The organism is Roseomonas aerilata DSM 19363 (genome assembly GCF_000711725.1).
Lineage (GTDB): Bacteria > Pseudomonadota > Alphaproteobacteria > Acetobacterales > Acetobacteraceae > Roseomonas > Roseomonas aerilata.
The window spans coordinates 1-26,623 of the sequence record NZ_JONP01000043.1; the positions used below are offsets into that span (position 1 = coordinate 1).

The following is a 26,623-nucleotide window of genomic DNA, read 5'->3' on the forward strand; positions in this document are numbered from 1 at the left end:
GTGGCAGTGGCAGTGGCAGTGGCAGTGGCAGTGGCAGTGGCAGTGGCAGTGGCAGTGGCAGTGGCAGTGGCAGTGGCAGTGGCAGTGGCAGTGGCGCGTCGTTCGCTACGTATTGCACGTCCACAGCATTCACGAGGCACATCAGGGCAAATCTCCCTCGCCTTCCGCCGGCCGGCCGCGCTCTCCAGGGCGGTGGTAATGCGACGGGCATCAAAGCGAGTGCCAAGGACGCACGCGCCGGAGGCTGCCGCAGTGACGGCGAAAGGCAGGGCGGCGTGAGCAAGGCGACGTAGAGCAATCGCAAGATAAGCGATCGCTGAAAGCGTGAGAAGCTGGAGATGGTGAACGTTTGGTAGCCAAGCCGTCAGAGTGCCTTCGGGGCCCTCTCGCCAGAGAAGCTGTTTCTGAGCAAACTTTATGCTCTGTTGGCCGTGCGGAGGGCCACTGTAGAACAGGATAACTTGAGATGGCGATTTCAAATCAACGGACGCACTTACCGCAAAACGATTGTCGATTTGAGTGGGTGCGTACCGTAGTGGTTCAGCGCAGTCGAACCGGCCAAGAGACGGTCGAGCTGTGAGGTTATTGCGGATGGTCCTGATTTGCCGGGCGATCTACTTGATGCGAGAGATGAGGGGCAGGTAATTTTTTCTGCGGCGCAGGCGTTTCGCGAGCAGAAGTCGGCGGACCCACCTTCCGCGAACTTGCCGACCGCGTCGTAACGGTATTGGGATGGTCTAGAACAAGTCCTGCACGCCAGCTCCTCGCCATGTCCGAGGAGATCAAGCCAATCCCAGGCGTCGGCGGCATCCCGCCCGCGGACCGCATCTTCTCTCTGCTGGAGCAGGAGTTTCCAGTGGCGGACGTGCTGTGGCAGCAGCGCTCCGCCCCAAACCAAATCCTGGGCTCGGCCCTCACACGTCACTGATCGACCTGTCGCGGGCGCCCGATGGGGCGGTGCGGCTCGTCACCACGAACTTCGACCGTGTCTTCGAAGAAGCCGATCCATCGCTGGTGCCGATTATGCCGCCCACCCTCCCAGACCTAACGCGGCCTGGTGCGCTCAACGGCATCATCCACCTTCATGGCAAAGTTTCTCTCGATTACTCCGCTCCGGAAAGCCCGGAATTCGTGCTGTCGTCGGCCGACTTCGGGCGGGCTTATTTGGCGGACGGATGGGCCACCACATTCATGCGCGTGCTGATGGACCGCTACCGGATCGTGTTCGTCGGCTACTCCGCCGACGACCCACCGATGCAATACCTGCTTGAGGCACTCCAGCCCAGTGTGGCATCCGGGCGTCTGTACGCGCTTCAACAACGCGAGGCGTCGTACGCATCGGGCCTTTGGCGCCACAAGGGTGTCACGGCTATCCCGTTTGACGGCTTCCCGGCTTTATGGGAACGCTCGCGGCATGGGCGAAACGCGCTCGAGATCCGGACAGCTGGCGCAAAAGCGTTGTGTCCATGGCAGTAACCGGCCCGCGCGAGCTCTCGCCTTACCAACGTGGACAAGTAGCCCACCTCGTCTCCTCGCCCGTCGGCGCAGGCGCGTTCGCTAGGCACGAGCCCGCGCCACCTGTGGAATGGCTTTGCGTTTTCGACCCACACGTCAGGCACAGCTGGCCCCAGCTGCTGACTTGGCGGCATTCTGAGCCAAGCCGCTTCGATCCGTTTGACAGCTATGCTCTTGATGGCGAGACCCTAGCCACCTTTAGAGGCGACCACCTCGGCTTAGACCCGCAGCACGACACGCGCTGGTCGGCATTTGAGGTAACGGCTGACGAGCGTCCTAGTGCGCGGACACCCACCTTCCCGTCCCTGTGCGGCCCCGCCTCAACGGCCCCTCCGCAGCTGCCGCCGCGGCTCCGGAGGCTCGCCCAATGGTTCGGCCGCGTCGCGACTGATCCTGCAGCAGTTTGGTGGGCGTCGGGCCAGAACGCGCTTCATCCCGAGATGGCTGTCCAGGCTAGCGAAGCGCTGCGGAAGGACTGAGTTCCGTCTGACGTCCAAACGGCTTAGAGGCTCATCTTAGCGGCATTCAGCGGGCTGCATGACAACGCACGCGATAGATACGACCTTCAGGCTGCTGTCCAAACTGAGGGCTGGTCGCACCTCAGCGTGATCAGATTGGTAGATATCGAGTGTCGAGCACGGTGAGGGTTCCTGGGCCTTCCGCGCCGACCTTGCCGAGGCCGCCATGCTGTTCGCCGGGCAGCTGCCCAACATCAAGGGCCCTGAGGCCGGTCAGCCGCTCCGCCTCATGCCCTGGCAGCGGCTGATCTTTGCCAAGCTCTTCGGCTTCGTCGAGCGCGGCACCACCACGAGGCGCTTTCGCCAGGCGGTGGTCTATGTCCCCCGCGGCAATGGCAAGACCACCTTCGCTGCCCTCATTGCCCTCTACCTCACCTTCATCGAGGGCGAGGGAGGTGCCGAGGGCTATGCCGCCGCCGTCACCCGTGATCAGGCCCGCATCCTCTTTGACGCCGCCCAGCAGATGGTCCGCCGCAGCCCCGAGTTCCGCCAGGCTTTCGGGGTCGCCGAGCGGGCGAACGCCATCTACCTGGAGGGCACCGCCAGCCGCTTCGTCCCGGTTTCCTCGGATGCCAAGTCGCTCGACGGGCTGAACGTGACGGTTGCCGTCTGCGACGAGCTCGCCAGCCACCGGACGGCCCTGGTCTACGACGTCCTACTCACCGCTATGGGCAAGCGGCGCCACCCCCTCCTACTCTCCATCAGCACGGCCACCGGCAACGACACCGGCATCGGCCCCCAGCTCTGGGACTACTCCACCCAGGTGCTCGCCGGCCTGCAGCAGGACGAGCGGCTGTTCGCGCTGATCTACACCATCGACGAGGAGGACGACCCCTGGGAGGAGACCTCGTGGGTCAAGGCCAACTCCTCCTGGGGTCAGGCGGTCCAGCCGGACGCTATCCGCGCTATCATGCGCCAGGCGAGGAACAACCCCGCCCAGGAGGCCGCGGCCAAGACCCGGCACCTCAACGTCTGGGTGGGTGCCGACGAAGCCCTGTTCAGCATGAGGGCTTGGGGGAGCTGTGCCGACCCTTCTCTGACCCTGGAGGAGTTGGAAGGGCGTGAGTGCCACATCGCGGTGGACCTGGCAGCCACCACCGACCTGACCGCCCTTGCCTTGGTGTTCCCCTCCCGCGGGCCGGACGGCAGGCCGCAATACGACGTGCTCGCCCGCTGCTACCTGAACGAGGCGGCCGTGCTGGAGGCGCGGAATGCCTCCTACCCGGGCTGGGCGGCCGAGGGCTGGCTCACCGTCACGCCGGGCAACGAGACGGACATGCGGACCATTGAGGAGGACCTACGCAGCCTCGCTGAGCGGTTCCGGATCAGGAGCGTGGCCTTTGCCCTGGCAGGCGCGGCAGATGCGCCAGGCGCTCGCGGCCGATGGTCTGCCGGTGGTGGAGTTCCACATGCGTACGGCTAACCTGTCGGAGCCCACCAAGGAGCTGGGCGCTGCCATGGCGGCGGGCCGCATCCGGCACGACGGCAACCCCGTGCTGGCGTGGTGCATCGGCAACGTGGTCGGGCACCTGGACGCCAGCGGCAACGTCTACCCGCGCAAGGCAAGGCCCGAGCAGAAGATCGATGCAGCCGTGGCCCTCATTATGGCTCTGGGTCGCGCCATCAGAGGCGAGGGCAGCAGCGTCGACATGGATACCTTTCTGGCGGATCCGCTGTTCCCGTAAGGGTTACGATGAGCTTCCCGATATAGCCGCTTGGTGTGGCATTCTTCTTCCAAGAAGTGCGCCAGGAAGGTTGGGGCGCGGTCCATCCGCGGCCGCATGGCCCTGGACGGCCTGCACCTGCCCCGGGCGGCACCCTGGCGGCAGAGCTTCGAGGCGGAGCTGCTGAACTTCCCGGCCGGATGGCACGACGACCAGGTGGACGCGCCCGGACTGATCGGGCAGCTGCTGGACCGGATGATCAAGGGCAGCGCGTTAAAGCCGCAGCGTGATCAGCAGGAGGACCGCTACGCCCGACTCTTCGCCAACGACGATGACGAGGGCGTCACGTCCTGGAAGACGGTGTGAGCCCGCCCTCCGGACACCGTCACGGGCTTTGCAGTTGCACGCCATCTCGCTAGTGCTCCCCGCCGGCCTCCCCGCTTGCGGGCAAGAAGGGCCATGATGGGTGGAAGATAGCTGTGTCCTCATTCCCGCGTCTGGGCGCCATGCCGTCGGGCGCCACGAGCGGCGTCATGATGATGCTGCTCGGCGTGCTGCTCTTTGCCGTCAACGACACGCTCGGCAAGTGGCTGGTGGGCTCCTACACGGTGGGGCAGCTGTTACTGGTGCGCAGCGTCGCCGGGCTGTGCGCCATGGCCCCCTCGATCAGCAGGGCCGGACCCTATGCCTTTCTGCAGGCGCCTCGTCCGGGCCTGCAACTGCTTCGCGTGGTATTTTCCACGCTGGAGTCTGCACTCTTCTTCTGGGCTCTGACCGAGCTGCCCCTGGCCGAGGTCATGACCTACTACATGGCCGGCCCGATCTACGTGACCGCCCTCTCCCCCTTCCTGCTGGGCGAGCGGATTGGCTGGCGCCGCTGGACAGCCGTGGCAGTGGGCTTCTGTGGCGTCGTCCTCGCTCTCCATCCCTCGCCCGGCTCCCTCTCCTTCGGTGCGGTCTCCGCTCTGGCGGGCAGCTTCAGCTATGCTTGCTTCCTCATCGCCACTCGCAAGCTAGCCGGTGTACCTGGGACCGTGCTGATGACGGCGCAGCTCCTGGCGGCGCTTCTCTTCGGCACGGCGCTGGTCCTTATCCAAGGCTGGACGCCACCCGGCATCATGGACCTCGTGCTGATGCTCTTTCTTGGAATCGGATCGCTCAGCGGCAATCTTTGCGTGAACCAGTCGCTGCGGATCGCGCCAGCTTCTGTCGTTGTGCCCTATCAGTACACGCTAATCCTCTGGGGCATGCTCTTCGGCTATCTCTTCTTTGGCGAGGTGATCGGACCGCTGACAATGGCCGGAGCCGCCATCATCATCAGCGCGGGCCTCTTCATCTTCCTTCGTGAGCAGCATCTGCGCAGGAGGAACATCTGAGATCACTTCACATCAGGGATCCGCGTCCGGTTGTAGGAACCAGCACGGCAGCGCCGGCTACGTCCGACCCGGGTCAGGCCCTGACTACAGGACGGCCAAGGATAGCGCTTCAGCCCCCACCCAGGTGGCGCAAGGCGAGCAGTGGGATGAACGCGGCCAGGGCGACGGGCACCGACCAGTACTCCATCTTGATCCAGAAAAGCTTGTGTCGGCGTTGGAGCTGAACCCGCTCTCCCGTGGCTGGGTCCACAAGCTCCCGCCCCGGCTGGCTATTTAGACGTCGCCCAACAAGCCAGTTAACAGCCGCCGCTGCGATTAGCCCAAGACTGAACGCGACGAACGCAAGGTCAGGACGGCCGAGGCTTGTCAGGATCCACTGAACGACGGCGCCAACTGCAACAGCGGTCCCCACAACGAGGGGGATCACGAGAATACCCCAGCCAGACCAGATGACGAGCATGCGTAGCCTCTCACGTGTGCCTCCGGAGCGGCGGCATCCTTGGTCCTGATAGGAGCATGCACTCCCCTTCCGAGCAAACTGCCTGGCGACCGTCCCCCAAACTGCTCCGTGCCGGGGGACCGCGTGTCGCACGTGCAGCGCAACCGAACTCCTGCTACGGCAGCAATCCGCTCGTCCCTATGTTCAACACCGACCAACGACCGTTGATGGGTGGTGAACACTCCTCAGTAAAGGACAGGGCGTGCCGAACAGGTCCGCTCAGCACTCGGAGCAATCAAAAAGCGTGATTGGTCAGGCGCTCGAAAGCAGCCTCTTTCAGCGAGGCGGGCGGTCGATGTTGAGTTCGACAGTCGCTAAGCGCAATTATTCCCTTCGTGGCAATGTTCCAGTTCGGGTCCCAAGACGGGCCATAAACAGTGTTCCGGTACCCGCCGCACAATCCGACCGCCGTCGTCGCCCACCCTTCTGACCTGGTCTCAAGACGACAAGAGGAAGCTGAGCAAAATCTGAATGAACGGGCCTCCAGCGGAGATGACCAAAAGCAAGAGAATTCCTAGGATCAGGAACACCAGTAGGAGCGCCCGCCCGAGGCAACCTGCCCTGGCCACCGGGACTGGCAGAGCTTCCATTTCATAGGGCAGCGCCCCCGGCACTCCTCCATATGGGGAAGGCCGTGGGATCATGTCTCGCAAGCGCCGCGCTCGTACGTCGCGCTCTTCGCCCGTCGGCGGCGCGGAAGTGGGCCCCCACGGGTTGAACCTTCGCCTCGTGGCGGGCGCGGCCGGCGGCCGCGCGACCTTCGACGCCGGCGGCTGGACGGACGGCTGCACGGGCGACCGGGGCGGTGGAGGCGACGCGCTTCGGACAGGCCCAGCGACGCCGAACTGAGCGCCGCATTGCGGGCATTTGGGGGACGTTAGCCACTGCCCGGGATTGTGGTTGGTGCAGAAATAACGGACCTGCGCCTCGTGACAGGCGTCGCACTCGCCCGGGCCTGCCTGGGTTGTCCCGCAATTTGGGCATCGCAGGACAACAAGGCTCATCGCGGGGCCTCCGGGCTGGACGGTTCACCCGCGCGGCAGCCCGCCGACGGCTCGGGAAAGATCTCGTCGATCAGCGCCGCAGGGATGTGCATGCGGTGGACCTGCGGCACGGAGCGCTCGACGAAGCGCGCGAGCGTCGGTACGCGCTCGCGCGGGCCGAAGGCTTCGCGAGGCAAACGGCGCGACAGAGCCACCGTCGTCAGCACGGGGTGCGCGCGATAGGCAGGAGGGATGGCAAAGCGCTCCTCAACATGGTCGTGTCCCCGGACTAAATGCGTGACCGGCCGGCCGAGCCGGGCGCTGAGCTCGCAGAAGGCCGCGAAATCCTGGTAGCCAAACTGGCTTCCGCGCGAGAAGCGGTTGGGAAGCTTTCGCCGCGCCGTCGGATGCGCCCGAGTCCAGGTGAAGTCCGAGAGGCAGGCCGGGTCGTTCCAATCGCCACTTGCTGCCAGGCGTTCATGCAGGTCCGCCAACGGGAATCCCGCATGAGCGACCAGGAGGCCATCCGGCAAGAAAAGCGCGCGCGGCGCGCTCCCGAAGAACCGCACGGCGAGTTTTCCCGCACGCTCGATCCACTCGTGGCTCAGATGTCCGTTCAGGAAATCGGCGAAGTCGGCGGGCGAGACACTCGAGGCGAAGCGGATGCCGTCATATGACAGCGCCTCGTCATGGTTGCCAGCGACCACACAGACCCGCTCCGGCGCTTCAAGGATCAACTCGAACAGGCGCAGGAGAACTTCGAGGCCGTAGCCCTCGTCGTCGAACAGGTCGCCAAGGAAGACGATACGCGGCCGCTCCGCGCCCGGTCCGGTCGTCTCACGCGCGATGGCAGCGAGGGCCGCTTCCAGCGCTAGGAGGTCGCCATGCAGGTCGCCGATGATCCAGAGCGGGACAGCGGCATCTACGGTTTTCACCTGGATAACCCGGTCGTCTGGACCAGCCCTGTCGTCGTCAAAGAGCAGGCCGGGCCCGCCGGCGCGGTCGAGCAGGTCCTCCATAACCTCTACCGTCTGGCGCATCCGGGCGCGTAGGGCGGCGGGGTCCACCGCCCGCCGGATCGCGTCCCAGTCGAGATCGTGTAGGTCCCGCGGCTCCGGGATCGGGATCTCGGCAGGCGCGGCGGGGACGGGCTCCGGCGCGGGAGGCTCACTCGGGGTCGCCGCGGCCTCGGGGAGAACCGCGGGCGCCGTGCACTCGACGCCTGCGGCAGAGGGTTCGGACGGCGAGGGCGCATCCGCAGCAGGCTGCGGTGCTGCGGGCTCCAGCCCCGGCTCGCTTGGGACCTGCTCGCCGGGGACCGGCACAGCAGAAGGCTCCGGCCGGTCGCTCATCCACCAGCACGCAGGGTCAGCGGCAGCTTGGCCACGCCCTTCACCTCGCGCCCCACAGCGAGCACGTCCCCTTGGTTCAGAGGCCGGGGTGCGGTCAGGGCGCGCCCGTTCAAGAGGGTCTCGTTCGTGGTCGGGCCGACCGGCGCCAGCATCCACTGACCGGCGGGCCCGCGCTCGATCACGCATTGGCGGTTGTCCCAGAACTCGGCATCCGGCCCGAACTGCCGCATCAGGATCTTTCCTAGTTCCGTGCGAACCCTGATCCGCAGCGACCGGCCATCCCCGCCCTGAAGCTCGATCCCCTCGGAGATGAGCGGCTTTCGGGACGGAGAGGAGGTTGCAGGGGATGCGGAGGCCGAAGCCGGCTTCGGCGCTGCAGGCGCGGCTGCGGGCTTGCGGTTCCGACCGCTCAGTACAGCGTGCAGCTCCTCCGCGCTGGGCCGGGCCGCCGGGTCAGGACACAGGCAGCGATGGAGGACGGCGCTGACCTCAGCATTGCTGGCCGGTTCCGGCATTGAACCGGCCAGGGCGGGCGGCTTAGCCTCATAGGCCTGGACGCGGCGCGCATATTCCCCAGGGTCGTCGGACCAGTAGGGGTGCTGCCCAGCCAACAGCTCATAGAGCATCAGCCCACAGGTGAAGATGTCTGACGCCGGCACCGGGATCCCGCCGCGCATGAGGTGCTCCGGCGAGCGATAGTTGTCCGTGCCGACATAGCCCTGGAAGCCGTGCCAGGGGGCGCGCCGGTCCGCGAGCAGGGAGAAGTCCATGTCGATCAGCTTCAGCTGGTAGCCGGAGCCGATCGTCGGATCCTTGATCAGGTAGGCGTTCGCCGGCTTCAGATCGGCGTGGACAATGTTGGAGCTGTGGAGCGCCGCAATTCCGGCCATGAGGACCTTGGTCCAGGTGACGTGCTGTGCCCACACCGCCGGGTCACTCGTCGGCGGCCTTCCCATCCGGCGGTGCTCCTCCCGCTCCTCGTCCAGGACCTGCTGCAGATCAGCACCGTTCTCGACGAACTCATAAGCTTGGAAGTAGCAGCGCCCGCCCCACTGCGCCTCGAAGGCATCAAGCTGGCGGACCGCAAAATGCGCGGCCTTGCCGCCCAGGACGCGGGCGGAAAGCTCCTTCTGATATGAGACGAAGCCATTGTACCAGACGACCGTGGGAGCCGGCGACTTGTACTGCTTGAAGAAGACCTTCTGACCCGTGGGAGCCTGCGCGGCATAGGAGATCGCCATCATCCCCGGCCCGAACACCTTGGTGATCCGGTACCCGTGGATGACGTTGCCTGCTTTGAGCTTCTTAGCCATAGCGGGCGCTCAGGCTCTATTGGGGCTCAAAGCGCCACGGTCTCGGCTGACCGTGACACGCTGGCCGCGAGCTGCTTGAGCGTGTTCCGGAAGTTGGCGGGATCGGCTGTGAACTTCTGCAAGGCCTCCTGCGGGCTCAGCCCCTCATATTCCACGACTTCCCATTCCGACTTGTCGATCTGGCTCAGGCGGTCATAGCCCTCGAAATTCGGGGCGAAGAGGCTGAGGATAATGCGGTTGGCCATGACGACGTTCGCCACATCTTGTAGCGATCCGCCCTTGGCCTCGGGGATGCCCATCGTCTCCTTGAAGGAAGCGTCGGTGAACACGACGACGACCCGGGCGGCATCGCTCCGGTAACGCCACTTCGCGGGGTCAATGGTCTGGGAACCCTTCGGGATCGCCTCCATGGTGGCAATCTTGTAGAGCGCGTCGAGGAGCGATTCCGGCTCGTCCCCACCGCCCACCGCCGTTAACGCCCCGAGCTGCGTCTTCAGGGCCGACGCCTCGCGCACGAAGGGGTTGTCGACGATCCAGGGCAGCCCCTCCTTCACGGAGCTTTCCAGGTCCCGGTAGCCGACGACCTTGGCGCGCCAATCCTTTACGGGCGCTGCGTTGTTCGCGTCACCCCGGCTCAGGGAGTCGACGAAGGCCTCGATATTGGCGCGCAGCGCATCGATACAGGGCGCCATGCTGCCACTAACATCGACGACGAAGACGATGTCGGCGACGCCCTTTGTTTTGGCACGGGCCTGTGGAGCCTGGAGGTTCACCGCAGGCTCCGCGATGCCAGGGGCAGCCTCCGGGGCGGGCGCCGCTGCCGGGAAAGCGTCACCCGCGGTCGTGGATGCTTCGGGCATCGCTCCGGCCTCGGGGCCCGTCCCGGCCGCCGGCGCCGTTGCAGGCTCCGACCCAGCTTCCATCCCGGTGGAGGGCGGGGTTGGCGAGTGCTCAGTGCCGCTCATTCATCTACTCCGCGAATAAGGCCGAACGACAAGCGGCCGATCGGTATTCGCAGCAAACGGCATTGATGGATAGAAGTTCACCAACCCGCCGGTTTGGCATTCCGTGTTCAAGCTTAGGGCTTGAGGGGACGACGAAGCCTTCTCGGCTGCCGCAGGTAGGTTCCGCCCACTCCCGCTCACCGGTCCCGCGCCGCCATGCTCTCCTTGATCTGGGTCCTGTCCCGGAAGCTTTGCCGAAGAACTCAGCAGGGCCTGTTCACGTGTGTTCCGCGACAGGCGGCGCCACAATCCTTCACGGGGACCGCGCCGGGAGGCTGAGTGGCGCCCGCCCGCTGGCGGCCGCTGCGACAGCCGTCACGGCGTCCGCAACCATCTTCGGGGCGCCGTGGTGAACCATGTGGCCGAGGCCGGGGATCACGCGCAGGTCGCTGCCTGGTATGGCACGGTGCAAGCGAGCCGACTGCCGCCCGACATCGACGATCCGGTCCTCGCCGCCGGCCATAATGGAGACTGGCAGGTGCCCTAGCTCGCCGTAACGCTCAGCGACTGTTGCCGTCCTCGGCGTCATGGTAGCGGCGTCCTCGGCGCTGGCCTTTACCTGCCAGGGGCGAAGCATCATCGGCACTGGCACTGCCGCGGTGAACGCAGGCGGCACTGGGGCGGGCGCGAACATGTCCCGGATCATCTTCGGCGCGATCAGCCGCCCAAGCAGCGGCCCAAAGGTGTAGCGGATCACGTCACCGACCACCGGCAGGGCGGGCGGCGAGAACAGGGCTACGTCGGCCCGCGCGGTTGGGAAGTGATAGCCAGACACCAGCACGAGGCCGGACACCGCCCTCGGGTGGTCGAGGCCGAGTGCCACAGCCACCAGCGCGCCCCAGGAGTGACCGACCACGACAGGCTGGTCTATGTCGAGATGGGCGAACGCCTCGGCGAACACCACAGCCTGCGCCTCGGCTGTCCACAGCCGATCGCGCGGGCGCTCACTGTAGCCATAGCCTGCGCGGTCAAAGGCAAGGACCCGGTGTCGCTTGGCCAGGAGGTCGAAGACACCACTGGCGATCCAGTCCTCCGCGCGGACAGCGTTGCCGTGCAGCAGGACAACCGGCGAGCCATCCCTCCGTCCACCTTCGCGGTAATGCAGCTGCACGCCTCCAGCTTGGACGAAGTGGCCCTGAGGCGGGTGTTTCCGCTCAGCCCGCCGGGCACTAGCGCGGTTGAAGAGAGCGGTAGCGGCGAGTGCGGTCGTCGCGCGGGAAGTGGCCATGCGGGCTCCTCTGAACAGCGGCGACACCTCCGGCCGGACTGATTGGTCAGCTGGAGGTGCTGACGCCCGCCATGTTGCGATGCAGCGCGAAGAACGGCGGCTGCCTACCCCAGGTTGCTGGTGAAGCGGCTCATCCGGGCTCGGAAGGATCAGGCCTTCCCACCCGCCGCGGGGCGAAGCCATTCGCTGGCTCGCTGCCCGGTAGCATTTGAACTGCGCAGCGGTGCCCGACGACCGCACTCCTGGACGCCAGGCCGGAAGCAGCCATTCCGCTTTCGCCCAAACTCGGACCTGCGCCCTTTGACTGACCCTACCGGCAGCTACGCCCCGAGCCGTTCAATGACCCGCGCCACAGTCGTATGCGTCCAACCTGCTCCTCCCCGCGGCGTTGGCACGCCTCTGTCCGTCAGCGCCCGCGCCAAGCCCTGGTGCGTGGTAATCCCCATAGCCCGGAGCGCGTCCAGCTCCAGCGTGACCCGATGGGCAGTTCGGACAGCCTGCTCCGCCCGGCGCGTTGCTGCCGTAGCCGTACACGGCGGTGTTGGCGGCCTCCAGCCCCGATCCCCGCCCAGCACAGCGCCCCGCGCTCTCGCAGCCGCCAGCGCCGCCCGGGTGCGCTCCGAGATGAGCTCCCGCTCCTTCTGCGCCATCGCCGCATAGACCCGCATCATCAGATCATCGGCACCCGGCATGTCAGCGGCTCGGATAGAGACGCCCTCCTCCAGTAGCCCTGAGCGGGTGTGGGCGCGCCGGGTGATCCGATCGAGACGCGCCGCCACCAGCACCGCCCCGAGTTGGCGGCAGCGGGTCTGCGTCGCTTGGAACCCGGGCCTGCGGTCGTCCTTGCCCGAGGCGATGTCCTGGTGCTCGGCGACCAGCGTCCAGCCCTCCCGCTCGACGATGGTGCGTACGCTCGCCTGCTGCGCCTCCAGGCCGAGCCCGCTGTGCCCCTGTTCGGCCGTGGAGACACGGTACAACGCCATCGCGTATCGGGGTTGGACAGCGGGGCGCCGGGTAGCAGCCATCAGCCCTGCTTCCCGGCCGCGATGCGGTAGACGCTGTAGCTGCCCTTCGCACCCTGCGCCCCGGGCCCCACCTGGCGTACCCGCTCCAGAACCTCGACCGTGTGGCCCTTCCCCTTCAAGCCCGCGAGGAAGCCGCGGACGGTGTGATGTGCCCAGCCGGTTGCCTCCATGACCTGGGCAATAGTGGTGCCCTCTGCCCGGCTCAGAAGGGTGAGGACGGCCTGTTGCTTCGTGCGTTCACGTGGTCGGCGGCGAGCCGAGGGTTTACGATCCGGCCGACTTGCCATGCTGCGGCTCAGAGCAGCCCTGAGCGGCTCGATGGAAGCTGACAGGGCGGAGCGTTCCACCCCCGGCATCCCAGGCCACTAGCAGGGCGGTTGCAGCGTCTTGCAGCGTGCTGCGAGGCTGTGGCTGGGCAACGGGCAGCACCTGGGCCTCTGACGCGGCTGTGCTTGTCTTGCCTGCCTCTCTACCCTCCTGCACCACTTGAGCGGCCTCTCCGGCCAACTCCACCGTGCTCCGCTCACCGACTGCCGTCAGCCCGGCTGCGGCGATCCGCAACACCCTCGTAGCGCTGCCGCTTGGATCGGGACCCTCCTCCAGCAGCCCGGCCCTCAGCATGCTCTGGAACACCGAATTCCGGGCTGCAGCGGGCAGGTTCGAGGGCGCCTCGGCCAACCCTGCCGAGTGCTGAGCGGCGGCGCTGAGGATCTGCGCCTGTGTGGGGGAGAGCGGCTTCGTCATCGTCAGGTCCCTGGTAGGACCCGGTCATCAGGTCCTACGACCCAGAGCCCTGACGAGAGCCGGTCAGGGTACGCGGCAGGGAAATGCAGCAACCCGCGCCCGACCATTTGCTCTGGTTTGAGAAGCAAGCAAGCGCCTCAGTAGCGCATCCCCACAAGGAGCTCGGCGCGGCCATGCAGGACGGGCCGCATCCGGCATGACGGTAACCCTGTGCTGGAGTGGTGCATCGGCAACGTGGTCGGGCACCTCGACGCCCGTGGCAACGTCTGCCCGCGAAGGCACGTCCCGAGCAGAAGATCGGTGCCGCCGTGGCTCTCATCATGGCGCTTGACTGGGCCATCAGCGGCGAGGGCAGCAGCGTCGATATGGATGCCTTTCTGGCCGATCCGCTGCTCTTGCATGGCACCAGAAAGGTCGCATTCCCTCCGCCCCTCGCTGGTAGCCGTTAGTACATGGTCAGCAGGGGGGCCGTTTGTGCGGCCGTCAACAGCAAAACCCCCTCACCGCAGACGTCGGCGTCTCCTGCTCCCAGACTGCGTGACGTTCACCGCTCGTCCCGTTAGCCTGCAGGTCGGCCCAGAGCGCCGCTACTGGGCAGAGAGGAGCGGAACGCATGTCCGACCCAACCACTCTCGCCGAGGCTGCGCCGCAAGCAGCCGAACACTTCGACGTCATCATCGTCGGGGCAGGTATGTCCGGCATCGGCGGGGCCTACCACCTCGCGAGGCGGTGTCCAGGGATGTGCTTCGTCATTCTCGAAGCGCAGGCGAGCTTCGGCGGGACCTGGATTTCGCACCGATATCCCGGCCTCCGGTCCGACAGCGACCTTTACACCTATGGGTACAGCTTCAAGCCCTGGACGGGCGCGCCGATCGCGACGGCGGGTGAGATCCTGAACTACATGTCCGAGGTCATCGAGGAGAACGATCTGGGCCAGCACGTCCGCTACCGCCACAGCATCACCGCCGCGGCTTGGTCGAGCGAGCGGAACCTTTGGACGCTGCGGGTCACCCGTACAGACACAGGTGAGGAGGTCCAGTTCACCAGCGGGTTCCTCTGGATGTGCCAGGGCTACTACCGTCACGGGGAGGGCTACACGCCGGATTGGCCGGGGATGGACCGCTTCCGTGGGCAGATTGTCCATACCGAGACATGGCCGGAGGACCTGGAGTACCGGGACAGGAAAATTGTGGTTATTGGCTCCGGCGCTACAGCGGCGACTCTGATACCGGCCATTGCCGGGAGAAGCGCCCACGTCACCATGCTGCAGCGCTCACCGACCTACTTCCGGATTGGCCGCAACGCCATCGAGATCGCTGATGAGCTGCGCGAACTAGGCGTCCAGGAGGACTGGATCCACGAGATCGTCCGCCGCAAAATACAGTATGAGCAGGCGAAGTTCGCCCGCCGTGCTTTCAGCGAGCCTGAAGCAGTGAAACAGGAGTTGCTCGGCCAGGCCCGCTCCTATCTCGGGCCGGACTACGATCTGGATGCACACTTCACCCCGCGATACCGGCCCTGGCAGCAGAGGATCGCATTCATTCCAGACGGCGACCTCTTCAGGGCCATTCGGGATGGGGCAGCCTCCGTGGTCACCGACGAGATCGAGACCTTCACGGAGACGGGGATCAAGCTAAAGTCGGGCGGGCACCTCGAGGCCGACATCATTGTTTCGGCCACTGGCTTCCACCTCAACGTGCTCGGCGATATCGGATTCTCCATAGACGGGGAGCCGCTGCGGTTCTCGGATTGTGTCACCTACCGAGGCATGATGTTCACCGGTGTGCCGAACCTGGTCTGGGTCTTCGGGTATTTCCGGGCAAGCTGGACCCTGCGCGTGGATATTGTATCCGACTTCGTCTGCCGCCTGCTTCAGCACATGCATGAAACCGGAGCCCGGAAAGTCACAGTGGCGCTGCGTCCCGAAGATCAGGGGATGGCGCTACTGCCCTGGGCAGACCCGGAGAACTTCAATCCTGGCTACCTTCTACGTGGCCTGCACCTCCTGCCGAAGCGAGGTGACAAGCCGGAATGGCAACACACGCAGGATCACTGGGCCGATGGAAAGGCGTTCCCTAACATCAGCCTCCGTGATCCCGCCTTCGTCTACGAATAGCTCCTGCCCGCGATGCGGGGGCGCTCGCACCTCGTTTTTTGACAGGGATGACTGATGCCGCTCGATCCCGCAGCCATTGCTGTCCTGTCCCTCCTTAGGGAGATCGACCGCCCACCGTTGGAGACGCTCACACCGGCACAGGCGTGAGAGGCATCCGCGAGATCTCGTGCTGCCCTGCAGCCTGAAGGGGAACCGGTCGCAGAAGTGGAGGACCTGACCTGCCCTGGCCCTGAAGGGCCGGTCCGTCTGAGACGCTACCGCGGCGCAGGGACGGGTGATGAAGCTTTGCCCTGCCTCCTCTTCATGCACGGGGGCGGCTGGGTGATCGGCGGCCTCGACAGCCATGACCAGCCCTGCCGCCTGCTCGCCAACGCGGCGCGCTGCTGCGTCATCGCAGTAGATTACCGCCTTGCGCCAGAGCACCCATACCCCGCTGCTGTCGAGGACAGCGCCGCGGCCTTGACCTGGGTTGAAGAAAACGCGGCACGTCTTCGCGTTGACCCCGACAGGATCGCGCTGGGCGGCGACAGCGCCGGCGGCAACCTCGCCACGGTGCTGGCCCTTATGGCGCGCGACGGCACCGTCCCGAAGATCAGCTTCCAGTTACTGCTCTATCCTGCAGTCGACATGGCGGGCGAGCGGCCGGCGTACCAGCGCTTCACGGAGGGGTTGATCCTTACCGCCAAGACAATGCGGTGGTTCTACGACCATTATGTGCCCGACCGCGCGCCGACTAGGTGGCGTGGACAAAGCTGATCCATAGCCTGATTGCAGCGAGCTGGACGAAGCCGAGGAAGCTGCTGGCGGTGTGGTCGTAACGGGTGGTGACACGACGGTAGTTCTTCAAGCAGTTGATACAGCGCTCGATGGGGTTGCGCAGAGCGTAGACCGGCCGCTGGACGCTGTGCTGGACATGGCGGTTACGCTTGCTGGGGATCTCCGGCCTTCCGCCGCGATCGCGGACGTCCTGGCGGATGGTATCGCTGTCGTAGCCGCGGTCAGCGAGCAGGATGCCGGGGTCGCTGCCGCGTTCGTCTATTAGCTCGGCATAGGCGGTGCTGTCGTGCGCCTCGCCCGGCGTCAGCGTTAGGCCGATTGGCGGGCCATGGACGTTGGTGCGGAGGTGGATCTTGGTCGAGAACCCACCGCGCGAACGTCCAAGACCGTGGCGATGAGTCCCCCCTTTGCGCCCGCCGCGCAGTGGTGGGCGCGCACGATGGTGCTGTCAATCATCTGCAAGACGTCGGCATCGCCGCCGCCATCGGCCAAGGCTTGCAGCAGCACGTCCCACAGACCCGAGGTGGTCCAGCGGCGGTATTGCCGGTGGACGGAGTTCCAGTTGCCTAGCTCAGGCGGCAGGTCGCGCCAGGGAACGCCGGTGCGCGCCACCCAGAACACTGCATCCAGGATCCGGCGATGACCGCCCGGCGGACGGCCGCGAAAAGGACCGCTCTCCACTACGAAGGGCTCGAAGAACGCCCACTCATCATCCGTCAGCAAGCCGCGCAGCACCGCCGCCTTCACCCAGGAGGCAACCTTGAATCACCTCAGCCCTGCAGCGTGAAGCACCTTTGTCCACGCCGCCTAGGCGAGACGGTAACCTTACGGGCCCGGCCCCGAGCACCTGGGCAATTCTCCTGATCGCAGCACGACTGTCTTAAGATTTGTGGAAGCCGCTCACCAAGCAGTCAGGTTACGACAGCAATCTACCTCCGGGCTCCTCTAAAATTGTGCCAGCATGAAGTGAGCCGCCGGTAAATCGTCCAAGGTGTCCATGCCACACCCATACGTTGTAGAACGCGCATCGACTTCGTGCAGGCAAGCCTCCTTTTACTCTGAACATACGGCATTCAGAACGTTATTTTGAACGCGACACCTTTGGACGACACGCTTGTGCTGCAGGCTGAAACTTAACTTACAGAAAGCTCGTTCTTCTGCGGCCCTGGACAGTCGGCTCTCGATAGCCGAACCGCCACCTCAGAAGCGGGAACATGCAGTTGCCCGAAGCTCATGCTGACGCCACCTTCAGTGGCGCTGTGACGGCGCCTGTTCGCCGTTCGCCCTTATTCCAGCGCGCCGTGGCCGGATTTGGCTTGCTGCTCGCAGCCTTGACCATCTCCACACCTGCTGAGGCAGGACGCCAAAGGGCGTCTCGTTCGGATGTCGCTCAGACTCGTCCGCATGCTGCACCGCCGATGCCCCGGCAGGTTGCCTCACGGTCCGCCCGCACGCGGACGGCTGAAGGTCCACAGGCCCCGCGCTCAGGACGTACATCGTTCCGTAATCTGCCCACTGCACCGCGAGTAGCGACGCGCAGTGTCGATCGGTCGGCCGTTGTTGCAGCACTTTCGGGAGCCGAGCAGGTCACGGGTGTCGGCTCATCCGTCCTGCACGCCATTGCGGCGAGAGAAAGTCAGTTCAATCCGACCGCAAAGAACCCGCTCTCGTCTGCCCGCGGCCTCATGCAGTTTACCCGGAGCACTTGGCTGGAGGTTGTGCGGGACTTCGGCGAGCGACACGGCCTTGGCGGCTATGCCGCAGCGCTGCGCACTGACCGTGCCGGGAACATCACGACGCGTGACCCTCGTGTCCTTACAAGGATCTTGCAGATGCGCGATGACCCTCAGCTCGCGGCGGTGATGGCGTCCGAGCGGATCGGGCAGCAACGCGCTATCCTGGAGCGTGAGCTTGGTCGTCCCGTCAAACCGGCAGATCTCTATCTGGTGCATATGCTTGGTCCTCAGGGCGCACGCCGCTTCTTGGCAGAGCTTCGGCGTAACCCTGCTGCCTCAAGTACCACAGTGGTTGGTGCGGCCGCCCGGCCGAACCCGGGTGTGTTCGAGCGGCATGGCCGCAGTCTTCCTTTATCGCAAGTCTACCAGGAGGTTGCCGAGCTGATGCAGCCTCGTGCAACTCTCGACGGGCGACCTGACGAACGGAAGCAGGTCGAGGCTCCACCCGCGGTAGCGGTGCTGGCATCGACTGCACCGTAGCTGGGCCGCATCTCTGCAGTGCGGAATTATATTCGCTCAATGCGGCACGCAACATAAAATCCGAGTTCTATGTTCTGTAAGCGCCTGTGCAAATCGAGGGTGGCGGCGAGATGTAGGACGCCGAGGAAGCTGGAGGCGGTCTTCTCATAGCGTGTCACGCCGGCGCGCCACTCCCTGAGCCTAGCCCAGAGCCGCTCGACGCGGTTGAGGTTGTTGTAGATACAGTCCGGGCGGGCGATTGGAGATTCGTTCATCTTGGGCGGGGTTGCCGGCCGCGCGCCGAGATTCCAGACGTGCTCGCGGAAGGCGTGGCTGGAGTAGCCGCGGTCGGCCACGGCGGCACGCCAGGGAGGGCCGCGAGGAGCGGGATGGTGTGGGGAAGCTCGTGGGCGTGCTCGGGCGCGAGGGAGAAGGCGACCGGCCATCCCGCACTGTCCGCGATTACGCAGACCTTGGTGCCGAAGCCGCCACGAGAGCGGCCAAAGGCCTCACGCTCGTCCCGCTCCGGCGCTGTTGCGCCTTTTTGGCTGCCCCTGCCGCCTTCTGGTGTGCACGGATCGAGGTGCCGTCGAGGAGGGTCAGGCCGAGCCCGACACCCCTCTCCTGTACCAGGGCGAGCAGACGTTCCCAGACGCCGAGGCGCGGCCAGCGAATAAAGGTTTGGGCCGCCAGCCCGTGGCGTTCGGAGCAGTGCTCCGAACCCACCATGGGCCCTCCTCCACAGGCAGGGCTCGCCACTTCGCGCCATTGTCGTGCCGCCAGAAGATCGCACCGATGGTTCGACGCAGGTGCTGCGGCGGCACCTCGGCGTGCGGGCGACAAGCCTCGATCAGTGGCTCCAGCAACGCCCACCCTCGTGCGTTAGCGCCATCTCGTTCTCCGCAAACTCAAAGAACGCGGGCATCGCGCCAAGGATTCAGGCGCTAACAGGCCTAAAAGTCGGCACCTTCTGGGGTAAGCTCCGTTTTGCGGAAGAACCACAACAGGAAATAGCCTTCATTTATCGCAAACACCAACCAGGTGCATCTACAGTAGGCAGAGACGATAACGAGAGGTCAGATGGCGGCGCAGTAGTGATACGCAGAACCCTTGACGCCTCACGGCAGACCTTCAAGCTTTCAGATTATCGCCGTGGAGATGACGATGCTGCGCCTCTTAGCTAGGTTGCCTAGTCTCGCCCTCGCCGGATCCCTGTTCGCCTTCGGCGCACACGCGCAACAGCCCGCCCCATCGATTCCACCTGGTCCGCGGGTGAGCATCGTTGCCATCACCCAACCTGTACCGACCAACACGCAGTTCACCATGGTGGACGTACCCTATCTTCGCGAGATGGCCTCGCGCACAGGCGGCCGGGTGAACGTCACCCTCGCCTCACATGCCGAACGCAGCCTGGGCGGGGCGGAGATCGTGCGGCTTGTTCGCTCTGGGCAGGCCGAGATCGGCGCCGGCACGCTTTCCACCCTCGCAGGTGACGTCCCCATCCTCGATGGGGTGGACCTCTCAGGCATGGCACCGCGGATCGCCGACGCACGGCGCATAACTGAGGGTCTGATGCCGATCGCCAACCGCGATCTCGAGCGGTTCGGCGTTCGCCTCGTCATCATGTATCCCTTCCCGGCCCAGGTGCTCTTCTGCCGCTCGGCCTTCCGGTCTCTCGATGACCTGCGCGGCCGCAAGATCCGTACCTTTGGGGCCTCCTTGGTGGACCTCGTTGGTGCGCTCGGCGCCCAGCCTGTCTCGATCGGCTTCCCCGAGGTCTATTCGGCGCTGGAGCGGGGCGTGGTGGATTGCGCTGTTACCGGCACCGGCAGCGGTGCTGCCGCGCGCTGGCCCGAGGTCTCCAGCCACATTTCCGACCTGCCCCTCTCCTGGGCAGTGGCCGGCTACATGGTAAATCTTGCCTGGTGGAACCGGCTAGACCCCGCAGTGCGCGCCCATCTCGAGGCCACCTTCAAGGAGATGTCAGACAAGCTCTGGCAGCTCGGCGACGAGGGCACGCGCGACGGCATCGACTGCAACATCGGCAACCGTGAGGCCTGCCGCCTGAACCAGCTCGCCCCGCGCCCGATGACAGAGGTGAAGAGCACGCCCGAGGAAGCCGCCCGCCTGCGTAGCATCTTCGAGCGCACGGTCCTGCCGAATTGGGTCGGCCGCTGCGGCGCGCGCTGCGGCGAGATCTATAATCAGGTCATCGCCCCGATCAGTGGCGTCCGCTTCGGCGGATGACGCATCCCCTCCTGCGCGCCGCGCGGGGCCTCTCCGCAGGCACCGCGCGCGTCGCGTCAATTATGGCGCATATCGCCGGCTGGAATTACGTGGCCTGCGCCGTCTTCATCACCGCCGACGTGCTCGGACGCAGCTTTCTCGGCATCTCCTCCGCCGCCACTACCGAGATCACCGGATACATGCTGGCCGGCGGCATCGCCTGGGGGCTGGCGCACACGCTGGCGCGCCGCGCGCATATCCGAGTGGATGCGCTAGTGAACCGCCTTCCGCCGCGGCCGCGCGCCGTGCTGCACATCCTCGCCCTCGCCCTTCTCGGCATTTTCGTCGGATTCTGCGCCTGGGCTGGCTGGGCGCTGCTAGACGAGAGCCGGCTCTTCGATGCTCATGACAACAGTGCTTTGCACGTGCCGCTTGCCGTGCCGCAGGGCATCTGGGTCTTCGGCCTTGCCGCCTTCTGCGCGATGATCGCGGTGTTGCTGCTTGAATCCATGCTCGGCCTCCTCCTCGAGGGTCCGGCCGCGGTGGACGCGCTTCTCGGCCCTCGCGGGCTGGATGACGAGACGGAGGAAGCGCTGGAGGCCGTCGCCATGGCCCGGACTGGAGGGAGCCCCCGATGATCGCGGTTCTCTTCCTCCTCCTCCTGCTCGGTGCCGCCGTCTTCGCGGCGGCCAGCGGCGGCCAGGCCGTGCCGGTGGTGGAAATCCTCGCACTGATCGGCGTCTTCCTCGTCTTCTTCGGCGCAGGCGTCTATGTGGCCGCAGTGCTCGGCCTGCTCGGCGTCCTTGTTGGCCTCGCCTTTTCCGACAGGCCCTGGTGGCTGTTCGCGGGGCAGACCCTATGGTCGCCGTCCAGCAACTTCGTCCTCGTCGCCGTTCCGCTCTTCCTGCTGATGGGCGAAATCCTGCTGCGTGCTGGCCTCTCGGACCGGCTCTACAAGGCGCTGAACCTCTGGCTCGGCCGCCTGCCCGGTGGGCTACTGCACACGAACATCGTCGCCTGCGCCGTCTTCTCTGCCATCTCCGGCTCCTCAGTCGCAACGGCCGCGACCATGGGCTCTGTCGCCCTGCCCTGGTTCTCCGGCACGCGCTACAGTCAGCGCATGGTTCTGGGTTCGCTGGCCGCTGGCGGCGCCCTCGGCAACCTTATCCCGCCAGGCATCACCTTCATCATCTACGGCCTGATCACCGAGACCTCTGTCGGCGCCCTCTACGTCGCCGCCCTCATCCCCTCCATTCTCGTCACGGGCCTCTTCCTCGGCGTCATTCTCATCCATGGCTTGCGGCACCCGATGGAGCAGGCCGCGCCCATCCCGCTGCGCGAGAAGCTGCGCGGGCTGGTCGATCTCGGCCCCACCATGTTGCTCATTCTGATCGTGCTCGGCAGCATTTATGGCGGTTTGGCCACCCCCACCGAGGCGGCGGCGCTCGGCGTAGTTGGCGCGGCCAGCTTCGCGGCGCTGGACGGCAAGCTGAGCTGGCGCATGCTGCATGCCTCCGCTGAGGCTACGGCTCGCAACACCGCGCTCCTCGGCCTCATTCTTTTCGGTGCCTACCTGCTGAACTACATCCTCACCAGCATCGGCGTGCCGCAGGCCATGGCGGGGATGATCGGCGGCCTTCCCCTACCGCCCTGGGCCGTCATGGCCGCTATCATGATGCTCTACTTCGCCCTCGGCACCTTCATGGAGGGTTTCTCCATGATCATCACAACCGTCCCCGTGGTCTTCCCCATCGTCGTCGCGCTCGGCTACGATCCCATCTGGTTCGGCGTCATCGTCACCATGCTGGTGGAGATCGCCCAGATCAGCCCACCCGACGGCACAGTGATGTACGTGCTGCAAGGCATGCGCCGCCCGCCCGGCCCGATCAGCGACGTCTTCACCGGCGTGCTGCCGTTCCTCGCCGCCTATCTCGTCGCCGTAGCGATGATGCTGGCGTGGCCCGGCCTAGCCTTGTGGCTGCCGAGCCTGATGAACTGAACTGACGGTCCGAAAACAGGAACCCACCCTTGTCCGAATTAACGAGGCCCGTCCGCATCGCCGTGGACATCGGCGGAACCTTCACCGACCTGCAGGTGCTGGACCTGCGCAACGGCGCCGTGCGCGCCTGGAAGACGCCCACCACCCCGCTCGACCCCTCCGAGGGGCTGCTGCGCGGCGTGCGCGAGGCCGCCGCGCGCTTCGGCTTCACGCTCTCTGATGTCGGCTTGCTGCTGCACGGCACCACCATCGCGACCAACGCGGTGCTGGAGCGCCAGCTCGCCCGCGGTGCCCTGCTGACTACCGCAGGCTTCGAGGACGTGCTGGAGATTACGCGCCACTACCGCCGCGACCTCTACGCGTTGGACCCCGACCCCTACCCCGTGCTGGTGTCGCGCGACCGACGCCTGGGCGTGGCCGAGCGCATTCGCGCCGACGGCAGCGTGGAGTGCCCGATCGACGAGGCGGCCCTGCCGGCGCTCCTCGCGCGGCTGGACGCGCTGGAGGTGGAATGCGTCGCCATCAGTCTCCTGCATGCCTACGCCAATCCGGTGCATGAACGGCGCCTGCGCGACCTCCTCCTCGCGGCGCACCCCGGCCTCGCCATCTCGCTCTCCAGCGAGATCAGCCCAGAGATCAGGGAGTATGAGCGCAGCTCCACCACCGTGCTGAACGCGCTCCTCATCCCCGTCGTGCGTGCCTATCTCGCGCGGCTGGAGCGCCGCTTAGGCGAGGACGGCTTCGCCCCCACCGTCTTCCTCGTACAGTCCAACGGCGGGGTCTGCGGGCTACGGCGCGCGGCGGAGCAGCCAGCGCGCCTCCTTCTCTCCGGCCCGAGCGGCGGCGCCCTGGCCGCGGAACGCCTCTCCCATCTGCTGGACCGCCCTGACCTGGTGGCCGTGGACATGGGCGGCACCTCCTACGACGTCTCGGTGGTGCTCGGCGGCCGCGTCTCCGTCGTCACCCAGGGCGAGGTGGACCGCCTCCCCGTCCGCCTGCCCATGGTCGAGATGCGCACCATCGGCGCGGGGGGCGGCTCCATTGCATCGGTGAGCTCGGGTGGCCGGCTGACAGTCGGCCCGCGCTCCGCCGGCGCGCGTCCCGGCCCCGTCGCCTATGGGCGTGGCGGGACAGAGCCCACGGTGACGGATGCAAACTTGGCGCTGGGCCGGCTGGACCCCGATTACTTCCTCGGCGGCACCATGGCGCTTGACATGCCCGCCACGCGCCGCGCCATCGCCGGGCGGATCGCGGCCCCGCTTGGCCTCGGCGAGGAGGAGGCGGCCGAGGGCATCCTGCGCGTCACCGACGGCGCCCTGGGCGCCGCCGTGCGCCTCTCGCTCTTCGAAAAGGGGCTGGACCCCCGCGACTTTACCCTGCTCTCCTTCGGGGGCGCCGGCGGGCTGCACGCCACCGCGGTCGCCGAGGAGGTAGGAATCCGCGAGGTTGCCTTCCCCCGCGAACCCGGCACGCTTTCCGCCTACGGCATCCTCTTCGGCGACCTCGTGCAGGACATCTCTCGCACCCGCGTGACCCCCGCCACGCCGGAGGGCTTGGCCCCGCTGGCCACGCTCCTCGAAGAGCTCCGGGGCGAGGCCGAAGCACGGCTGACGACCGACGGCGTTGCGCCGGACGACCGCGCCATCGAGGTCTCGGCCGACATGCGGTACCATGGCCAGGCTTTCGAGCTTCTTATCCCCTGGGGCGACGTGGCCGCTCCGGACGAGGCAGCGCTCGCCCGCCTGCTCGCCGCCTTCCATGACACCCACCGCCGCCGCTTCTCCTACGCGGATGAGGCGGAAGCGGTGGAGATTGTCACACTGCGCGTCTCCGCCATCGGCCGCCTGCCACGCCGCGAGGCCGCCGAGGCTCCCCCGGCCGCGCGCCCGGCCCGCAAGGGCACCCGGCGCAGCTGGGAGGGCGGCGCCTGGCGCGATGTTCCCGTCTGGGATCGGGAGGCGCTTACGCCCGCCGACCGGATCGAGGGTCCCGCTCTGGTTGAGGAAAGCTTCGCCACCCACTGGATCGGCCGAGGCTGGACCGCTTCCCTCGGGCCCACCGGCGCGCTCCTTGCGCGACGTGGGGCGGAGACGGCCCGCGCCGTGCAGACCGCCACCCTTGGGCCGGTGGAGATCGAGGTGATCCGCAACGCCCTCACGGCTGCCGCGGCGGAGATGGACGTGACGGTCTGGCGGACCAGCCGCTCCACCATCGTGCGTGAGCTGCTGGACTACTCCACCGCCGTTTTCGACGCGGATGGCAACAACCTGGCCCAGTCTGCGCGCATCCCAGGGCATCTTAACTCCATGAGCCACCTGCTACGCGAGTTGCTGGACAAGCACGTGGACGCAGGGAGCTGGGGTCCGGACGACGTGGTGGCCACCAACGACCCCTATTGTGGTGGGCAGCACCTGCCGGACATCGTCACCTACAAGCCCGTGTTCCACGAAGGTCGGCGCATTGCCTTCGTCGGCACGCTCTGCCACCACATCGACATGGGCGGCTTGGCCGCCGGCTCCTATGCCGCGACCGCGACCGAGATCTTTCAGGAAGGCCTACGCATTCCGCCGCTGAAGATCGTCGAGAATGGGAAGCCAAATGCCGGCGTCTGGGCGATGATCCGTCAGAACGTGCGGAAGCCCGCACTAGTCCTGGGCGACCTTGCCTCCCAGCTCGCCAGCCTGGAGGTGGGCGCCGCCGCCATTCGGCGCCTCGCCACCCGCTACGGCGCGGATGGCATGATCAAGGCCGGGAGCTGCATCCTCGACAACAGCGAGGCCGCGATGCGTGCCGCGATCGGTCGTATGCCGGACGGTATCTACGAGTTCCAGGATTTCCTCGACGATGACGGGGTGGTGCTAGACCAGCCGCTGCGCCTGCATGCGCGTCTGGAGATCGCGGGGGACTCTATCACCGCCGACCTCTCCGGCTGCTCGCCCCAGGCCAAGGGGCCAGTGAACGCTACCCTCGCCTCCTCGGCCGCCGCCGTGCTCTTCGCGGTGATGTCGGCGAGCGACGAACCCTTGGCCGCAAATGCCGGCTGCTATCGCCCGGTGAGCATCGTGGCACCCGAAGGCCTTTGCGTGAACGCCCGCCATCCAGCGCCGGTGGCACATCGCGTCGCGGTCAGCCACCGCCTGCTCAACGCCGTCCACGGCGCGCTGCACGGGGCGGTGCCAGACCGCATCCCGGCCGCCTATTACGGCAACTCCTACGTCTGCACCTTCCAGACGGTAGCGGCGGACGGCTCGCGCGAGGTGCTGGTGGAGATCGAGATCGGCGGGTCGGGCGCCCATCCGCGCAAGGACGGAGTGAACGCCTACGCCTCGGGCATGCACAACAACAGCAACATTCCCGTGGAAATGATCGAGAGCGGGATGCCACTGACCATCGCGGCCTACGGCTTGCTGCCCGGCTCGGGCGGGGCGGGGCGGCGGCGTGGCGGGCTCGGCCTGTTCCGCGAATGGCGCGTGGACTCGGAGAGTTGCATCCTCACCACCAACATGGACCGCTTCCATCACGCCCCCTATGGCTTGGCGGGCGGGCACCCCGCATCACTCGGCCGGCTGCTGCTGATCCGCGACGGGGTGGCGACACCAATCCGGCCCAAGACCGACGGCCTGCTGCTTCGGCGCGGAGACGTTGTGCGGCTGGAAACGTCCGGCGGCGGCGGCTTCGGGCCACCGCCGGAGCGGGATCCCAGGTTGGCTATGGAGGATACAGCGCTGGGCTATGTCAATGCGGCGGAGAGTGCAGGCTTGGCTACGGCCTGAGATGATCCCCAGAGAATGTTTGCGCCCGGTTCCTCTCGCTGCTCCAACTTTCCACGAGACAACTTTTCTCTGGCAGGTTGGGATCGCGCTTCTCCGTGTGTTCTGGCCTCACTTTCCGCATACAGCTTGATACTTCGAGTGCCGAACGAGCGCCGTTCTGCCTCTCCAGAGAGGCCACTGTCTCCGAAGCTTGGGACTTGGACGGTTTAGTCTACAAGGTTTAGCGCCTTGTAATCACTTCATCTTTGATCTGCGCTCCCGTCCGGAGTTGGTGTTGCTGTCGCCCTGGCGATCGCAGTTCCAGCATAAGTTGGGC

21 protein-coding genes and 1 pseudogene are annotated in these 26,623 nt (G+C 66.2%); 14 read left to right on the forward strand and 8 right to left on the reverse strand.

The window, feature by feature from the left end:
• The first annotated feature begins 769 nt into the window (after positions 1 to 769).
• From BO39_RS33755 to BO39_RS33030, 7 genes are all read left to right on the forward strand, one after another.
• Positions 770 to 928 carry a hypothetical protein gene (locus tag BO39_RS33755; protein WP_169742830.1) on the forward strand — a complete coding sequence of 53 codons (159 nt, stop codon included), beginning with the start codon at positions 770 to 772 and terminating at the stop codon, positions 926 to 928.
• Positions 929 to 957: 29 nt separating this feature from the next.
• Positions 958 to 1,476: an SIR2 family protein gene (locus BO39_RS31605; RefSeq protein WP_169742831.1), complete on the forward strand. Its 519-nt coding sequence runs from the start codon at positions 958 to 960 to the stop codon at positions 1,474 to 1,476.
• Between the two features lie 723 nt (positions 1,477 to 2,199).
• On the forward strand, positions 2,200 to 3,456 hold the full coding sequence (locus BO39_RS25150; RefSeq protein WP_052402616.1) for a terminase large subunit: 1,257 nt from the start codon (positions 2,200 to 2,202) through the stop codon (positions 3,454 to 3,456).
• Entirely contained in the window at positions 3,395 to 3,718 is a 324-nt protein-coding gene (locus BO39_RS35035) for a terminase TerL endonuclease subunit (RefSeq protein ID WP_052402617.1), read from the forward strand. Before BO39_RS25150 ends, BO39_RS35035 begins: the two co-directional genes overlap by 62 nt.
• Positions 3,719 to 3,814: 96 nt before the next feature.
• Positions 3,815 to 4,063, forward strand: coding sequence for a hypothetical protein (locus BO39_RS25155; RefSeq protein ID WP_043838883.1), 249 nt, complete (start codon positions 3,815 to 3,817; stop codon positions 4,061 to 4,063).
• Between the two features lie 113 nt (positions 4,064 to 4,176).
• Entirely contained in the window at positions 4,177 to 5,073 is an 897-nt protein-coding gene (locus BO39_RS25160) for a DMT family transporter (RefSeq protein WP_245615392.1), read from the forward strand.
• A 1,141-nt stretch (positions 5,074 to 6,214) separates the two neighbouring features.
• Entirely contained in the window at positions 6,215 to 6,421 is a 207-nt protein-coding gene (locus tag BO39_RS33030; protein WP_156963910.1) for a hypothetical protein, read from the forward strand.
• Positions 6,422 to 6,572: 151 nt separating this feature from the next.
• On the opposite strand, the gene BO39_RS30430 is transcribed toward BO39_RS33030, so the two are convergent.
• From BO39_RS30430 to BO39_RS31610, 6 genes are all read right to left on the reverse strand, one after another.
• Positions 6,573 to 7,574 carry a metallophosphoesterase gene (locus BO39_RS30430; protein WP_169742832.1) on the reverse strand — a complete coding sequence of 334 codons (1,002 nt, stop codon included), beginning with the start codon at positions 7,572 to 7,574 and terminating at the stop codon, positions 6,573 to 6,575.
• Positions 7,575 to 7,903: 329 nt separating this feature from the next.
• Positions 7,904 to 9,220: a serine/threonine protein kinase gene (locus BO39_RS25175; protein ID WP_043838886.1), complete on the reverse strand. Its 1,317-nt coding sequence runs from the start codon at positions 9,218 to 9,220 to the stop codon at positions 7,904 to 7,906.
• Positions 9,221 to 9,246: 26 nt separating this feature from the next.
• Positions 9,247 to 10,185 carry a vWA domain-containing protein gene (locus BO39_RS25180; RefSeq protein ID WP_156963912.1) on the reverse strand — a complete coding sequence of 313 codons (939 nt, stop codon included), beginning with the start codon at positions 10,183 to 10,185 and terminating at the stop codon, positions 9,247 to 9,249.
• 292 nt (positions 10,186 to 10,477) lie between these two features.
• Positions 10,478 to 11,452 carry an alpha/beta fold hydrolase gene (locus BO39_RS25185; protein ID WP_084698486.1) on the reverse strand — a complete coding sequence of 325 codons (975 nt, stop codon included), beginning with the start codon at positions 11,450 to 11,452 and terminating at the stop codon, positions 10,478 to 10,480.
• A gap of 320 nt (positions 11,453 to 11,772) precedes the next feature.
• Positions 11,773 to 12,435 (reverse strand): recombinase family protein, encoded by a 663-nt coding sequence (locus BO39_RS25190; RefSeq protein WP_043838911.1) that lies wholly within the window; start codon positions 12,433 to 12,435, stop codon positions 11,773 to 11,775.
• A 41-nt stretch (positions 12,436 to 12,476) separates the two neighbouring features.
• The gene (locus BO39_RS31610) at positions 12,477 to 12,764 is read right to left on the reverse strand and encodes a DUF3489 domain-containing protein (RefSeq protein WP_211257563.1); all 288 of its coding nucleotides are present in this window, start codon (positions 12,762 to 12,764) and stop codon (positions 12,477 to 12,479) included.
• Between the two features lie 1,070 nt (positions 12,765 to 13,834).
• Here BO39_RS31610 and BO39_RS25205 point away from each other — a divergent pair.
• Both BO39_RS25205 and BO39_RS25210 read left to right on the forward strand, forming a co-directional pair.
• Entirely contained in the window at positions 13,835 to 15,337 is a 1,503-nt protein-coding gene (locus tag BO39_RS25205; protein ID WP_043838894.1) for a flavin-containing monooxygenase, read from the forward strand.
• A 204-nt stretch (positions 15,338 to 15,541) separates the two neighbouring features.
• Complete coding sequence (locus BO39_RS25210; RefSeq protein WP_156963913.1) at positions 15,542 to 16,093, forward strand: alpha/beta hydrolase; 552 nt, start codon at positions 15,542 to 15,544, stop codon at positions 16,091 to 16,093.
• Here the strand turns inward: BO39_RS25210 and BO39_RS31615 are convergent.
• Positions 16,071 to 16,861 (reverse strand): IS5 family transposase gene (locus BO39_RS31615; RefSeq protein WP_156963914.1). Its coding sequence is split into 2 segments (ribosomal slippage): positions 16,071 to 16,519 and positions 16,519 to 16,861, totalling 792 coding nucleotides; the frame shifts between segments, so codons are not numbered across the junction. The genes BO39_RS25210 and BO39_RS31615 overlap by 23 nt on opposite strands.
• A 671-nt stretch (positions 16,862 to 17,532) precedes the next feature.
• On the opposite strand from BO39_RS31615, the gene BO39_RS35390 reads away from it, so the two are divergent.
• Entirely contained in the window at positions 17,533 to 18,330 is a 798-nt protein-coding gene (locus BO39_RS35390) for a transglycosylase SLT domain-containing protein (RefSeq protein WP_408735182.1), read from the forward strand.
• 26 nt (positions 18,331 to 18,356) lie between these two features.
• Here BO39_RS35390 and BO39_RS31625 read toward each other — a convergent pair.
• Positions 18,357 to 19,175, reverse strand: a pseudogene (locus tag BO39_RS31625) (IS5 family transposase).
• 406 nt (positions 19,176 to 19,581) lie between these two features.
• Here BO39_RS31625 and BO39_RS25235 point away from each other — a divergent pair.
• Genes BO39_RS25235 through BO39_RS34620 form a run of 4 tightly spaced genes read left to right on the forward strand, consistent with a single transcriptional unit; the run spans position 19,582 to position 26,307 of the window.
• Positions 19,582 to 20,556 (forward strand): TRAP transporter substrate-binding protein, encoded by a 975-nt coding sequence (locus BO39_RS25235; RefSeq protein ID WP_052402629.1) that lies wholly within the window; start codon positions 19,582 to 19,584, stop codon positions 20,554 to 20,556.
• Positions 20,553 to 21,173, forward strand: a complete 621-nt coding sequence (locus tag BO39_RS25240; protein WP_084698490.1) for a TRAP transporter small permease subunit — start codon at positions 20,553 to 20,555, stop codon at positions 21,171 to 21,173. Before BO39_RS25235 ends, BO39_RS25240 begins: the two co-directional genes overlap by 4 nt.
• Positions 21,170 to 22,534 (forward strand): TRAP transporter large permease, encoded by a 1,365-nt coding sequence (locus BO39_RS25245; RefSeq protein WP_052402631.1) that lies wholly within the window; start codon positions 21,170 to 21,172, stop codon positions 22,532 to 22,534. Before BO39_RS25240 ends, BO39_RS25245 begins: the two co-directional genes overlap by 4 nt.
• A 29-nt stretch (positions 22,535 to 22,563) precedes the next feature.
• Positions 22,564 to 26,307, forward strand: a complete 3,744-nt coding sequence (locus BO39_RS34620; protein WP_245615396.1) for a hydantoinase B/oxoprolinase family protein — start codon at positions 22,564 to 22,566, stop codon at positions 26,305 to 26,307.
• Positions 26,308 to 26,623: the final 316 nt, after the last annotated feature.

Excerpts from the sequence above, each read along its gene's own strand:
- BO39_RS33755 (WP_169742830.1), top strand. The coding sequence starts at position 770 with ATGTCCGAGGAGATCAAGCCAATCCCAGGCGTCGGCGGCATCCCGCCC.
- BO39_RS25150 (WP_052402616.1), top strand. The coding sequence starts at position 2,200 with ATGCTGTTCGCCGGGCAGCTGCCCAACATCAAGGGCCCTGAGGCCGGT.
- BO39_RS35035 (WP_052402617.1), top strand. The coding sequence starts at position 3,395 with ATGCGCCAGGCGCTCGCGGCCGATGGTCTGCCGGTGGTGGAGTTCCAC.
- BO39_RS25155 (WP_043838883.1), top strand. The coding sequence starts at position 3,815 with ATGGCCCTGGACGGCCTGCACCTGCCCCGGGCGGCACCCTGGCGGCAG.
- BO39_RS33030 (WP_156963910.1), top strand. The coding sequence starts at position 6,215 with ATGTCTCGCAAGCGCCGCGCTCGTACGTCGCGCTCTTCGCCCGTCGGC.
- BO39_RS30430 (WP_169742832.1), bottom strand. The coding sequence starts at position 7,574 with ATGGAGGACCTGCTCGACCGCGCCGGCGGGCCCGGCCTGCTCTTTGAC.
- BO39_RS25175 (WP_043838886.1), bottom strand. The coding sequence starts at position 9,220 with ATGGCTAAGAAGCTCAAAGCAGGCAACGTCATCCACGGGTACCGGATC.
- BO39_RS25180 (WP_156963912.1), bottom strand. The coding sequence starts at position 10,185 with ATGAGCGGCACTGAGCACTCGCCAACCCCGCCCTCCACCGGGATGGAA.
- BO39_RS25185 (WP_084698486.1), bottom strand. The coding sequence starts at position 11,452 with ATGGCCACTTCCCGCGCGACGACCGCACTCGCCGCTACCGCTCTCTTC.
- BO39_RS25190 (WP_043838911.1), bottom strand. The coding sequence starts at position 12,435 with ATGGCGTTGTACCGTGTCTCCACGGCCGAACAGGGGCACAGCGGGCTC.
- BO39_RS31610 (WP_211257563.1), bottom strand. The coding sequence starts at position 12,764 with ATGGCAAGTCGGCCGGATCGTAAACCCTCGGCTCGCCGCCGACCACGT.
- BO39_RS25205 (WP_043838894.1), top strand. The coding sequence starts at position 13,835 with ATGTCCGACCCAACCACTCTCGCCGAGGCTGCGCCGCAAGCAGCCGAA.
- BO39_RS35390 (WP_408735182.1), top strand. The coding sequence starts at position 17,533 with ATGCCCCGGCAGGTTGCCTCACGGTCCGCCCGCACGCGGACGGCTGAA.
- BO39_RS25240 (WP_084698490.1), top strand. The coding sequence starts at position 20,553 with ATGACGCATCCCCTCCTGCGCGCCGCGCGGGGCCTCTCCGCAGGCACC.
- BO39_RS25245 (WP_052402631.1), top strand. The coding sequence starts at position 21,170 with ATGATCGCGGTTCTCTTCCTCCTCCTCCTGCTCGGTGCCGCCGTCTTC.